Source organism: Paenibacillus sp. FSL K6-1318 (assembly GCF_037976905.1).
GTDB classification, from domain to species: Bacteria; Bacillota; Bacilli; order Paenibacillales; family Paenibacillaceae; genus Paenibacillus; species Paenibacillus amylolyticus_A.
This window is the reverse complement of record NZ_CP150270.1, coordinates 2,787,078-2,801,142: the sequence shown is the minus strand read 5'-3', so window position 1 is coordinate 2,801,142 and position 14,065 is coordinate 2,787,078. Positions and strand designations below refer to the sequence as shown.

The following is a 14,065-nucleotide window of genomic DNA, read 5'->3' as shown; positions in this document are numbered from 1 at the left end:
TCCTTTGGGGTCGCTTGCTTATTTTCCCCGTGAGCGGATAAGCGTGTTAACGGTCCATTGTACAGTTCAAAATCACACTTACGTTGGTTTCACTGCCACTTCATTGGTATGAGGTCCGAGAATAACATCTCTCTCCATAGAGAAATGTTCCCCATTAACAGTTACATTCTCAAATCTCACGTTCTCTACCTTCCGCGCTTCATCGTAGCCTTCGATATGGGATGGGTTCAGACAACTTCCGTTATACGTAATATTTTTGAAAAGAATATCCCGGATCTGTTTCCCCGGAGCAGGATTGTATTTTGCATTTTGCAGCACTCTCACATTGAACAGTTCACCCAATTCGAAAGGTTCGATGCGGATATTCTCATACACTACGTTCTGTACCGTGTTGTTGTCTCCGGCATTGATCGCAAGACATCCCCAGTAATCCGGCTGTGGTTCGTGATGCTCGAGGATATCAATATCGCTGAATACAATATCTTCAATCACATCTCCATCTCCTTCATAGTTGCCATGTGTGCCTATGTTGGCTGGGTGCGCTACATCTGCCCACAAGATCGAACGGGTAACACGAACCCTCCGGGTATCGCCTCGAAATTCATCCCTTGAAGCATAGATCGCAATACAGTCATCAGAAGTACGCAGAAATACACTGTCGATGTTCACATCTGAACAGGCCATCATGTCAATGCCATCCGACCAGCCACGTGTACTAAAAGTTTTTATATTGCAAATATCTATAGACTCCGATTGACCAATCAGGACCGTATAATGGGGTGGATCAATGACTGTGATACCTTCAATCGATATATTTCGGGCATAACTGATTTCTACCCCACGATAAAAGGTCGTTTTCTCAAAATCGGAAAGGTACAGAATGCCTCTGCCACGAATGACCACATCCTCCACATGGCTACAAATAAACCCTCCATAGATGACTGTGCCACCGGCGATATAGATCATTGTATTCGAAGGTACTTCTAAACGGGATGTATCGAAATGATGGATACCTGGTTGAAAATATAACACTTTGGGTTTCACTACTGAACTCACATCTGCCAAATTCCCCAGAATATCTACCGTGTTATGCATTCCCGGTTCAAGCGGCAGGACACCATCATCCGAAACCAGTGGGACATCCTGCTCCAGCGGATTAGCAAAGATGTGCAGATTGTGGAATCGATCTCCGTCCACTTCCAAGGATAGTTGCCGCGGACCTTCCAGATGAAGCAACATACGGTTTGCTTCCAACTCATAGCTTAATCCTGTTGAGATTGGGCGGATGATCGCAGCCTGAACACCCCCTTCATTTTTCACAATCTCCAGTTCCACCGGCCCATTACAATCGAACGTGACCATCGATGCATTGCGGACATCATGCATATCGACCTTCACATTGTAGCTGAACAAAGGTTGCCACTCCCCACCTGGCTTGCGGACATTCACGGTGAAGTCCGTGTTGACTACAGCACCAATCGGGGCTGGATAAACCACCAGATGCGTATTTACAGTCTGCATATCCGTTCTCCTCCATACCTAGAGATGAGACGGTTAGCAGATGAGCACCGTTCCCAGGATCATCTACTAACGATCTTGCCATCATCCCTGAAAGTCATTTTTATTTACTGCGTTCCTCGTAAATCTGTTGGGCCTCATCCAGTTCCGACTGCCCCCCGGAGTTCAGCCACTGTGACCGGAAATCATCAAAATCTTTATCGGTATTCGCTTCACCAGAAATTGCTTTAATATAATATTGAGCCTGTAGTGTGTTCAAAATGGCCTCATATTGGGCTTTGGTCTTCATCACCGTCGACTGCATCAGATCACTCAGGACGGTTACACCTTCCACATTCGTCAACTTTTCTTTGAAAGCCAGCTTTTCAGGTGAGTAGTGATGCTTCATCATGGAGCTGACTTTGGCACCGAATGGATTATAGAAGCCTGCACCCAATTCACTCATTAACTCCGTACCTGCTGCCGCTTCCGTAACGACCGCCAATTCATCTTCGAGGTTATAGGAGTTTCCTTTTTCCCCAAACACTGTCGTCAAGTAGCCTTCCGTATCCGTCGTGACATACTCCAGAATTTGCAAAATTTTAATACGTTTGGCGTCATCCTTCTCAAGCTGTGCTCCAAACAACAAAGGAGGCTGCAAAGCTCCGTTGGCCATCGCATACTTTTTGCCGTCCGGCCCAGAGAATGGAACACCAGGAACAAGTTCAATGCCTTTATCCTTGGAGATCAGGCCAAAGTATCCATCATCATACAGGTGGTGCCACATTCCGGTTTCAATGATTCCGGTACGCAGACTGACAAATTTGGTTTGAATCTCACTGTTGCCATCCGTGATGAATTCAGGATCAATAATGCCCGCCTTATACCATTCATTTAACAGCTTCAGCGCATTGCGCGCTTCCTCTGTAATTGCGCCATACGTTACTTTGCCATTCGCGTCCAGTTTGAACTGGTACGGCGCTACTCCGTAAGCTGCGAACACCGTATTGAACAGTTGTGCCTGGGCATCCTTGCCTCGTCCGGTCAAGCCGTACGTATCCTTTTTACCGTTGCCGTCCGGGTCATTATTCATGAATTTGGTCAGCACATCCTCAAGCTCGGCAAGATCCTTTGGCGGTTCATTGTAACCAATAGCTTTCAGCCATTGTCCGTTATATGCGGGTATAAAACCCGTTGCACCTTCCCCCCATACCTTGGGAACACCCCAGTTCTTGCCGTTGTATGTACCCGGGTCCCAGGCATTTGGATCAACGCTCTCCACGTCCGCCGTGTATTTAGGCATATATTGCTTGATCTCTTCCTGGGATACACTCGCAAGGATGCCTTGATCCGCCCATTGCACCACATCGCCTACGGTGCCGTCTACGGAAATAATGTCCGGGATCTGGCCGGAAGCCAACATGACGTTGAATTGTTCTTTCCAGGTTGCCGTCTCGAAGGAAATATTCTTGAACTTCACATTAAATTTCTCTTCCAGAAACTTCTGCACGTAATTGTTATCGGCTTTGGGGATATTCCAGTTGTTTGCGATTGAAATCTCAATTGGCTTTTCATTACTCCCATCTGAAGTTTCACCTGTACTGTTTTCAGTAGTCGCACCACCGTTGCAACCGCTTACGAGTAATGAAGCCGATACCACTAATCCCAGCATACCGGTAATGAATTTCTTTTGTCTCATCTCTGAATTCCTCCTTTTTGATCTAACGATTCGCATATGTGAATCAAGACACCCTGAGGCAGCCTGAATGAACCCGTGTTACCCTTTGAGCGAGCCTACCATCGTTCCTTTTACGAAGTACTTTTGCAGAAATGGATACACAATAATAATGGGCAGTGCCGTGAACATCAGTGTAGCGGCTTTGATCGGTTCCTGGTAACCCAATTCTGAGCCCTTAACGTCTGCCGCGAACATGGATAGATTCTCTCCCGTGATGACCACTCGTCTCAGGAACGTCTGAAGCACTTGCTTGGAAGGGTCCTGAATATATAACACCGCGTCAAACCAGGCATTCCAGTGTCCTACCGCAGACCATAGCGACAATGTGGCGATAACAGGCATCGATAACGGGAGAACCAGCTGAAACAGAATACGCAGATCGTTTGCCCCGTCGATTTTGGCTGAATCCTCCAGCTCATCAGGTATGTTCTGAAAAAAATTACGCAGAATCAGCATGGAGAACGTACTGATCAGTCCCGGAATAATGTACACCAGCCGCGAATCCAGCAGACCAAGCGATTTGATCAGAAAATAGGAAGGAATCATGCCCCCGCTAAAGAACATCGTGAACACAATTAACATCGTATACACATTGCGATGCGGCAAGTATTTACGGGATAGCGGATATGCTCCAAACGACATGAACAGGATCGAGCAAACGGTCCCCACCACGGTACGAAAAACGGTGTTGCCAAACCCCATCCAGATATCCTGATTACCCAGTACCTTCTCCCAGGCAAAAAATGATACCTGCTGAGGATACAGATGGATACCCAATCTCAATGCTTCTGCCGGCGTACTGAACGAGATCGAAAGCATATGGACAAACGGATACAGCATGACAATACACAAAATAATCATGAACGTAATCAAACAAGCCTGAAAAAGGTTACTGCCCCTGCTATGCTTCACTGCCTTGTCCTCCAATCTGCTTATTCTGTTTAAAAGAGCCCCTGCTGTCCAAACCTTTTTGCCATATAGTTCGTTGCCAGTACCAGCGCAAAAGCAATCACATTTTTGAACAGACCGACCGCTGTCGTCAGGCTGAACTGAAAATTCTGCAAGCCTACCCTATAAACATAGGTGTCCAGAATATCCGCCACACTATAAGTCGCAGGTGAGTACAGGTTCAAAATCTGATCAAAGCCGGCATCCAGTACATTGCCAATGCGCAGAATAAACATCAGTACGATGACCGGCATAATTGTCGGAAGCGTAATACTGAGGGTCTGCCTCCAGCGACTCGCTCCGTCCATCACGGCAGCCTCATACATCTCGGGCTGTACACCCGCAAGTGCGGCCAAATAGATAATCGTGCCCCAGCCCACTTCTTTCCAGATCGCCGAAATGACCAGTGTCGACCGGAAATGATTCGGATCTCCCAGAAAATAAACCGACTCCAATCCCACAAGCTGGAGCAAATAATTGACCACACCAGACGATGGAGACAACAGCGTGATCAATATCCCCGAGAGAATGACCCAGGAGAAAAAATGCGGCAGGTAGGTCAGCGACTGTGCTACCCTTTTGAAGGCACCTGACCGGATCTCATTGATCAGTAGCGCGAGTATAATTGGCGCCGGGAATCCAAACAGAATATGCAAAAAACTGATGATGATCGTATTCTTAAGAATCATTAAGAAGTCAGGAGATTGAAAGAACAAAAACTCGAAATGCTTGAAGCCCACCCACGGACTGCCCCAGATTCCATCCATGATCCTGAAATCTTTGAAGGCCAGTTGAATACCGTACATTGGGCCGTATGCAAACACCGCGTACCAAATCATTACCGGAGCAAGCAGCAGAAACAGATATCTGCACTTCTTGTATTCCCTCCAGGTTGCTGCCCATTTTGACGGCTGTTCATTGAATATATTCTTTTTGCCGTCCACTTCCGGATTGTGCACCGGGTTCATGATAACTGCTCCTTTCCAACCATCCAAAATTCCTCAAGCCACACTTCAATCTTAGAATTATGTAAGCGCTTTTTCTATTGCAAGTTCATTCGATTCTATATAAATTCTTTCACGGTTTCTTATAAAATCTTACGAATTCATAAAAAATGACCGCTGCTTGGGTAACATTCGTTAGATGCTCCAAACAACAGTCATATGCACCTTACCTTCTAGCTTCATACTTGCTTCTGCTATTCCTTATCCAGAGATAGAGAATCCAGCGCGGCCAGCTGTGAATTCCGATATTGCACAGGCGTTACGCCGTAGCGTGATTTGAATTTGCTGTGAAAATACTGAGGATTCCGGTAACCGACTTGCGTTGCAATAACTGACACAGCGAGACGTGGTTGATCACGCAACAGATCCGCAGCTTTTTCCAGCCGCAGCCGGGTTACATATTCCGTAAAAGATTCTTTCGTCCCTTCGCTGAAAAGTGTAGAAATATAAGCAGGGGCGAGTGAAACCTCTTTTGAGAGGATTTGCAGGGATAACTCTTCATGCAGATGATCTGCGATATACACCTTCAACGTACGAATCACATCCGTATGTGCATGGTTACCGGCATACTTCAAATGTTCGGTAATCTGCATGCACAGCCTGCGAATTCCTTCGACCGTCTCGATCAGCGTATCCTTTTTCAATTCGTCAAAAATATTGGAATGCGGCAGGAAGTGCTGTAACTTCAACTCAAGCACCGATTGATACAATTGCATAATTAATTGCAGCACAGCGAGCTCCGCAGTCTCGATCTGCATATGACCATTCTGTAGAACCTCCAGAAAATGATTAATAAAATCAGCGACCGCTTCCTGATCTCCTGCCTGTAGTGCATTTTTGAAATGATCGTATGGAAACAGATAAGGCGCTGTACTCATCTCCAGAACTCTGGAATACGCAACAATTGAATCTTTTCCATATAAAAAATGATATCTGCTTGCCTGCTTGGCCATTTGATAAGAATCAGCGAGCGCTTCTGGGTGGTCTACCCTACTCCCAATTGCCGCACCAAACCGGGAATCATGCTCAGCAGAATGTTGAGCCGCCTGCACATCGGCCATTATACGATTTTCTGCGTTCTGTTCATCAGGAGAAATATAATAAATGATAGCCGCCTCATTCTCATTCAGTGGAACGAAAATACTGTGTAAAGACCGATTCATCTTTTCATAATGAATCTTCAGACCTGTACTGCCCCCCTCCTCTGGAATCCGGAGATAGACGGTGCAATAGTGATATCCCGGTTGAATGAACTGTTCCGCTTCGATCTCCAGGCTTACGCCAAGCAAGAGGTTTTTCAAATCATTTTTTCTCGCTTGGGTTTCGAGGTTTACGATCTTTTCCTCCATTAGATGAAAAGTGTTACCGATAAAAGCGTACTCATTGCCCAAGGACGTGACAGCACTTGATGTATGTAAACCTTTGATCTGCATCATCAGTCTTTTTACCGGAATGTAAAGTTGTTTGGAGAAAAAGAACGATAGCAGCAAACCAAATAGAACAACTACGCCGCAACTAATTACAAGGCTGTTTTTCAACTGTTCAGAGGACAGGACAAATGAGTTCATCGGACGATACATCGCATATGTCCAATCCTGCTGCGAGTTCGCGGACTCCAGATAAGACAGAACGGCTTTGCCTTCCGCTCCTTCTATAATCTGTTCTCCACTTTGGCGATTGTGAATGGTATTCTGCAATAAACCACCGAGCGCCTCATTATACTCCCCCGTGTGAAGAAGCTCTTTACCCGAAGAGTCGAAAATATACAGCTGGTCTGCCGGGGAACTCAAGATTCGAGAGGCCGCTGTCTGCAGATATTCCACTCCTACATCCATAAAGAAATAACCCATGGTTGGCACGCCAGGTGTCTCGTATGGCAATTTAATCACATAGGTCATCACCTTGCTTCCATCCGCCAATGTCCGAAACAGCCATTCTTTAGGTTTCACTTCGTTCAGCTTCAGAATGAAAGCTGCATCTTCGGATGTATCACTCTTCATATGAAAGTTACTGGCATCCACGACATAATGATTGGCCGGAAAATAAACGGTAACATTCGTTAGCCCTTCATTTTCAATCCTGTAGAATTCCAATTCCTGCCGAAAGGATGCAATTCGACTCAAATTCCCCTCCCAGCTCTTCGTTAACAATAGATTCAAGTTGAAGTTATTCTGAATAAACCGAATGGAGAGTGCTTTATTTTGCAGGTTGTCTTCATATTTCTTTAAGATCGTCTGCTCGATATAATCCTTGGCGGAAATCAGGCGGTTTTTATTGTCCTTGGCAATCTCATCCTCCATCATTTCATTAGCCTGGGTATACCAATACCCACCCATAATGCCGATCAGAACCACAGACAGCACGGTATATGACAATATAAATTTGATAAAGATGGTTTTTCTGTATTCAGGCATTTTCATCCATCCCCTTTAGCTTCGCTCATCGTGAACTATCCCGTCCCCACGATAATGTATGCGCTATCATAAATAAGAACAACAATAGTTATTCATATTGCTTAAGCTATCAAAATCATTCTCTAAAATCCAGTATAAAATCTTTCACTTCATTCTAATTTCTTTCAACCCAGTCGCGGACCTGCACTTATCTGGTACAAAACAATGCAAAAAAATGCCCCAAAGCCTCCTTGTTCAGGGGCTTCGGGACATTTACATTCAACACATGCTTTCTTTTAAGGCAAGCTGATTCGTTAAAATGATTTATTAGGATGGTTCAAGTTTCCACTGCTGGTTACTGCTTAACAAATATCTCCATTGCTGAATCAGAGCTCCTTCTGCGGAAGATGCATTCACCACGTCAGCGGGTTTATTTGAATGCACAGGAGTGATTCGATAATAACCTTGCCCTGTAGGAATGAAGGCAAATCTCTGATGATCACCGCCATTATTGCTCCACAATTGAAGGTTGGCTCCATGACTCAATGCACCGCTTGCTACATCCAGTGAGAGTCCGCTCTGTACATTCTTGATACTGTATTGGCCACCGCCAAGATGAGTCACGTTCCACTTTTGATGGGCTCCCCCCGTGTAGGTGGATTTACGAACTTGTGCACCACTTGAAGTACCCGCTGCTTCCATCGCTTTGCCATCCAGACGCACAACGAATCGGTACGTACCATTAGCTATATTCCCATTGGGAAGTGTGGCTGAACCACCGGTCCCTGCCGGACGGGTATATAGAAGTGTTCCAAAACCAAGCTGGTCAAACGTTGAAGCATATGCGGTGTTCGGGCCTGCCTCAGGTCTCATCAGATTGGCACGAGCAGCAATGTTGGGTACGGATAGACCCTTGCGTTGTGCATAGTGGTTATAGATCATCTCCCAAACCGGACGGTACTCATTACGGCTCGCACTCGAAATCACTGTCTGGGTCTGAACAGCGCCGTTCGTTCCAGAGCCCCATTCATAGGTCGCAAAAGGGACATTGTCATCTCCATTGTTATACTTCGCAACGTATTCGGCAGCGCGCAGGAAGCGATTGTTCGCCCATCCATACAGATCATCCCCTTGATTCCATGCCATTTCATTGATCGCAGCCATCAATCCAATCCCTAATATCGTGTGTGCCTGGTCACGTCCGGATTCCTGCCACTGTGCAAGCCCGTTCGGATGCAGGAAAGGAATTGCGTTATAGATGGAGCCGTTTCCGCTACCGTGCTTCAAATATTCAATTCCTACCTCATAAATGTCACGGCGGTCACAGAAAATACCAATCGCAACCGTAGCCGCCATGTTGCTCAGATCCCAGTTCGCCCAGTAATTCTGGATATAGGCGTCGTTGTGGTCTCCGCCGAATTCATTGCCAATAAGAAAGCGTTCATTAAGCGGCTTATAAAATACATTCAACAGCATATTTTGCATCTGTGTCACATTGAATCCAGGATAATCCCGCATGATCTCGGCTGCGTTAGCCATCTCGTATCCGGACAACCCGGAAGCCAAATAACGGTCAGCATTACCGGTGAGTGTGGTTAGCGTCGATGACCATGCATTCAGAATGTCACGGGCGGTATCACCGTTAGCCGTATTACCACTGATTTTCCATCGTAAAGCATTCTGATATGCACGGGCAATATCGTTATACAACAAGGCAACATTGTCGCCTGTCCCCCCTCGGACAATCGTAGCAGTCGCACGCGGAGTCCAACCAGACTGTGAAAGCGAGCTGTTCAGCAACTGATTCCATCCATCCAGATAAGGCTGTGCACCTGCGCTTACCATCTGTTGCATGCGGTTAAAATCAGCTTGTGTATGCAGCAGACCAGGGTGCGTGAATTCAGCTGCTGCTTCTGCTTTTGCGGCAAAACCAAACCCGAACATCCCTATACACAGACTGAACAACATGGTAACAATCAACGTTTTTTTCATCCTGCTACAACACCTCCTTTCATCCTTCTTCGTTCGTTTCCGTCTGGATAACCAGTGCCTGTATGGCCTGAAGCAGCCCGTTGGCTGCGGAATCAATCTGTGTTTGGGTGCTGTCAGGATCTTCCGCTATTTCCGTGGCCAGTGATTTGGCCGCCAACATGGCGGTAAAACCAGCCTCATCATAGATTTCTTCCTGTAAGGTGTCCGCTTGTTCCAGCAACATGACTAGCAGCGTCGGGTCCGTGGGCTTGCTGTACAATTCCAGTTCCGCCACGTTGGCATAACCGCCTGGTGAATAGTACCTCAGATAACGGAAAGCTGTATCGTTGGTTATCGAAACCGTATGCCATTGGACGCTGCTGATCCCGCTGATGGTATACAAATCGGTGTAATGCGTGCCATCGTTAGATCCCTGTAGAATAGCTCCGTTAACACGCGTAATTTCTGAAGCCTTACCATTTCTCGGATAAAACTTGAAGCTTGACAATGACTCCGCCTGATTTTCTCCCAAATCAATATCAATCCATGCTACAGCTTCCATCGTATCCGTAAACGTGTGCACATTACTGTCCACGGCACGCCAACCATTCTGCTCTTTGGTCCCCTTGTTCTGATAGACTGGCGTGGAGGCCGCCACCATGGAAGGCGTCACGGCAATCTTCTGTGCAGGCAGGGAAGCAAGAGAAACCAGCTGCTCTTGAGCCTGGTAGAACTCCTCCAGCAAAGCAGGCCGATCAGATACAGGATTGTTGAAGAGTGCTCGAATCCGCTCAACCTCTTGCATGTATTGGTAATAGCTTCCTTTCGTATATCCATCGGGGCTGACTACCTTGGAATCGATGCTCCGAATATCATATTGTCCGTACAATTCCACTTCTGCCACATTCCCGTTCCATGCAGCGCTGTTGTAAATTCTCAGGTATCGGTAAGCATCATGATCGATTATTTTGTCCCCGCCAATGTAAGTCCACTTGCCTTCTGCTGTTCCTGTGACGGCTGCAATCAAGTTCGTCCAGCTGTTATTGTCATTCGATCCTTGCAGGACCACTCCGTTCATTCTTGCGGGATAGGAGGCTCTGGGCATTAGCATGATATCGCTCAGCGTTACGGATACATCTGGTCCAAAGTCCAACGTATAGTAGGCTCCGGCACCAGTTGCCAGATCTCCGAAAGTCCCCGTATTTCCATCGAACAATAGATAACCTACCTGCTCCTTACTGAGTCCGCCTGTACCATATTGCTTATCTGAGGCAGTTACGGTGGCCAGCCTGGATACATCGAGGAGCTTGGATTGGTTCACCAAATACAGCGAAGATCGATCCGTCGTGAAGATGGCAGGACCTGCGGACAGTCCATTAGCCGTCTTATAATCGATGGCAAACCGAATAGGACCTGTAGGCGCAAGATTGTCGATGACCGCAGATGCCGTCCAGTTCAGCTGATCTGTGGAATGCACCGTTGCCTCCTGACCTTGAATCACTGCCTGCACATCATGAATCGGCTCACTGGATTCAAAGGTCAACACAACCGTATTGCCTGCATCAACGCGGTTCTGTACATTCTGGGGGGAGCTTATTGTGAGCGATTGAATCTTGTTATTCGTTTCATGGCGTTCTCCAAATATTCTGAATTCGGACAACTCCAGCATCGTACTGGATGGCTCAATCATCTGAATCTTGAAGAACCGGAAGGCAGTATTCCTGTGACCTTCGCTGACTTCAAGTGTCTGCATATCTTCAGATACGACGGTCAACCCTGGCGTTAGCCGTGTCCATGTTTCATTATCATTAGAACCAAAAATCGCAGTACCGCCGATCCGCTCGGGGAAGCTTGCCCTTACCTGGAGGGAGAAAGCATCCGCAGTGACTTGATAATCCGGTCCAAAATCCATGGTGTGTGTCAAATTGACGGCGTTACCGTAAAATGCAAAACTTCCGGCGTAATTATCCAATAAATTCAGCGTTTCATTGAAGAAGGTTGCTCCAGTCAGCATATGGGAATAGTCCATACTTCCATCCTGAAGCTGCGGTGTTAATTCTTGTAGACCTACTACCGCACTCCTCAACTCCACCAGCTTTTGCAAAAACTCGTCATCTGAAACCGTTGCTATTACGTCCATGAGATCAGCATAAATGCTGTTGTAGTGTGTTAAACTCCCCGATACATAGCGGGTTTCCGGGTTATAGGCAGCAATCACTGCGGCAACGGCAGACAACCGGTCAGCGCTCACGATTATCTTGACTTGTTTGGCTGTGATGGTGGTCCCATCCGTCGCTCCTACCACTATGGAATAGGTGCCGACCTGCTCCGGCTTCCACAAAAAAGCACCCGTACTTTCGTCAAACACAGCCCCCTCAGGCTTATGATCGATCTGGTAGGTAACGTTGGCGCCTGCGCCTGCATCCGTGGCAGTAAAATCGTACTGCAATGCTGCATTTGACCCAACATACGTATACAAATCAAGAGAGTTTCCGCTCTCGTTAAAGACAGGTGGCGTCAGCTGTTCACTAGCTTTTAGATGGATGTGATCCATATCCACCACAGTGTCCGCTCCCTGAATTTTGAAATACGTCAAATCACTTAGACCTCGCAGGTTGTGCATGGTATAGGATACATATTTCCACTGCCCCTGGGTATCTGGCAAAATTAAAGGAGCATCCTCCCACCCATTGATTACAAGCTTGGCTGTACCTTTCGTCCGTATTCGTAGCCCTATGATTTTGACGGGAGTGCTGGTGCTGACGATGGAGATTCGACTCCCCTCTTCCGTGGCTGTAATCTCTACAAAGGATGTTTCACCCTCTTGTTTTATCTCGGAATGTGAATCCAGACTTGTAGCTCGGTGTTCGATTTCATTCCAATCCGCATTCGTCGATACTTTTGGAAGTGTTGTTGCTCCCTCAGTTGCTGCTTCTTCAGGGATAAACATCCAATAATCGGCGCCGCCATCCGGAGATTCCCAATAGAAAGGCAGTCGCTTCTTAAACATATCGGCATAGTATGGAGCTTCCTCTTCCATATTTAGACCTGCCGCATATTTGTAATAATAGTAGAGACCATATACGTTGCCGCCAATACGTCCTCTGTATCCTTCAGCCAGCTCTTTATAGATAATGGTTGGATTGCCATCGGCATCCGTATGAGCCGCCACCGGTGTCCATGGCGTATCATGGCCCAGCATGAACTGTGCAAAATAATCGGCCGCTTTCAATATCCTTTGATCCAGATATTCGTAGGCATTAACTGCATTGTCCGCAGTGGACACCGTTCCTGCCACTGGATCTACTTTGGTTTCCTGTGCTTCCAACAGGCGGGCCAAGATCTCCACATTGGTGAGATCCCCAGCGCCATGGGCCTGATCCCTGCCCATCTCTACATGCTGCACTCTTGGTGGAACCACGGCTTCGCCTGTCACAATATTAGTGTCCACCCATCGAAACAACTGCTTGATCGAACCATTTTGCCCTTGATCCACAGCGGTTTCATTCACGGTAAACCACTCTACACCCTCATTGTAACGATCACGGTCTCCTGTAAATATATATCCTGACATCGCTCCAAGGAGCGGATACAGATGTTGGTTCATAAAATACCCGTTATTATGCTGGAAAGTATCAATGACCGGATAAATGAGATTACTGCTAAAATCGGTTGTGTCCTGGTCTGTCCACTCCAGGTCTTGCGCTGTGCTGCTCGTATATCTTAGAATCTCTGCTGCTGTCACCATGCGATTCAATGGAATTCCAGTGTGAATGTGCGAATCAATGAAATAGGTGTATTTGGCAGGGTCCATCTGGGACCAGATTCGAATGATGCCCATCGCGTTAGCCCTGTACACCTCCTCCCCGGTTACATAATACATGATGGCTTGTGTGTAGGCCTTTAAGCTATCCGCAATAAATTTGGAGTTGAAGGATTGACTGTTAAAATCTAAGCTGCCAGGCTTTGTCGGATCCGCACTGCTCTGATTGCTGGACGTAACGTTTCTGGATGCGGTTGGAGATTCTGTCATTCGATTAAAATAACTGTACCAAGGCTCTTGCTTTGCCAGCACCTGTGTGCGCATATTCTCAAGAATGTCCTTCGTGAGTCCGATTCCGGGATGTTTGAAACCGTTTGCATCAATTTCCTCATAAATCGTTGGCAGATTTTCTGCTGCCGTATTCTCATTTACAGACGCCTCACCTGATACCGGATAAGGATAAGCCATTGCAACCAAACTAATAATTAAAACCAACATTACAACACACTTGGCCTGGTTTTTCAAACCGCGCTTTTGCCGAGATGCCATGTACACTCCTCCTTCATGTCGTAGACTTGTGTGACATTCACTTCGTTTGATTGATGTGTCGTTATTTTCTATATCATTGCAGGATTTCACAAACTTCGTCCATTGCAAAATCATTCAATTTGTTAAGATATCTTTCAAATGATCCAGATGGCATGCTTATTTAAATGCATGACTTCGCTATCATAGATGTTTGTGCCCTCTT

General features: G+C 46.6%; 7 protein-coding genes. All 7 read right to left on the bottom strand.

Translation table 11 applies throughout. The features are described 5' to 3' along the window. Nucleotides 1-78 precede the first annotated feature (78 nt). A complete protein-coding gene (locus tag NYE45_RS12585; RefSeq protein ID WP_340016872.1) occupies nucleotides 79-1,521 on the bottom strand; it encodes a glycosyl hydrolase family 28 protein in 1,443 nt (480 codons plus the stop codon). Between the two features lie 100 nt (nucleotides 1,522-1,621). Next, nucleotides 1,622-3,196, bottom strand: coding sequence for an extracellular solute-binding protein (locus tag NYE45_RS12580; RefSeq protein WP_340016871.1), 1,575 nt, complete (start codon nucleotides 3,194-3,196; stop codon nucleotides 1,622-1,624). A gap of 78 nt (nucleotides 3,197-3,274) precedes the next feature. Then, on the bottom strand, nucleotides 3,275-4,147 hold the full coding sequence (locus NYE45_RS12575; RefSeq protein ID WP_260870900.1) for a carbohydrate ABC transporter permease: 873 nt from the start codon (nucleotides 4,145-4,147) through the stop codon (nucleotides 3,275-3,277). 29 nt (nucleotides 4,148-4,176) lie between these two features. Next, nucleotides 4,177-5,151 carry an ABC transporter permease subunit gene (locus NYE45_RS12570; protein WP_076330882.1) on the bottom strand — a complete coding sequence of 325 codons (975 nt, stop codon included), beginning with the start codon at nucleotides 5,149-5,151 and terminating at the stop codon, nucleotides 4,177-4,179. Between the two features lie 230 nt (nucleotides 5,152-5,381). Further along, on the bottom strand, nucleotides 5,382-7,601 hold the full coding sequence (locus NYE45_RS12565) for an AraC family transcriptional regulator (RefSeq protein ID WP_340016870.1): 2,220 nt from the start codon (nucleotides 7,599-7,601) through the stop codon (nucleotides 5,382-5,384). A gap of 306 nt (nucleotides 7,602-7,907) precedes the next feature. Continuing rightward, nucleotides 7,908-9,572 carry an RICIN domain-containing protein gene (locus tag NYE45_RS12560; RefSeq protein ID WP_340016869.1) on the bottom strand — a complete coding sequence of 555 codons (1,665 nt, stop codon included), beginning with the start codon at nucleotides 9,570-9,572 and terminating at the stop codon, nucleotides 7,908-7,910. 19 nt (nucleotides 9,573-9,591) lie between these two features. Then, nucleotides 9,592-13,863, bottom strand: a complete 4,272-nt coding sequence (locus NYE45_RS12555) for a discoidin domain-containing protein (RefSeq protein ID WP_340016868.1) — start codon at nucleotides 13,861-13,863, stop codon at nucleotides 9,592-9,594. Nucleotides 13,864-14,065: the final 202 nt, after the last annotated feature.

Excerpts from the sequence above, each read along its gene's own strand:
- NYE45_RS12555 (WP_340016868.1), bottom strand. The coding sequence starts at position 13,863 with ATGGCATCTCGGCAAAAGCGCGGTTTGAAAAACCAGGCCAAGTGTGTT.
- NYE45_RS12560 (WP_340016869.1), bottom strand. The coding sequence starts at position 9,572 with ATGAAAAAAACGTTGATTGTTACCATGTTGTTCAGTCTGTGTATAGGG.
- NYE45_RS12585 (WP_340016872.1), bottom strand. The coding sequence starts at position 1,521 with ATGCAGACTGTAAATACGCATCTGGTGGTTTATCCAGCCCCGATTGGT.
- NYE45_RS12565 (WP_340016870.1), bottom strand. The coding sequence starts at position 7,601 with ATGCCTGAATACAGAAAAACCATCTTTATCAAATTTATATTGTCATAT.
- NYE45_RS12580 (WP_340016871.1), bottom strand. The coding sequence starts at position 3,196 with ATGAGACAAAAGAAATTCATTACCGGTATGCTGGGATTAGTGGTATCG.
- NYE45_RS12570 (WP_076330882.1), bottom strand. The coding sequence starts at position 5,151 with ATGAACCCGGTGCACAATCCGGAAGTGGACGGCAAAAAGAATATATTC.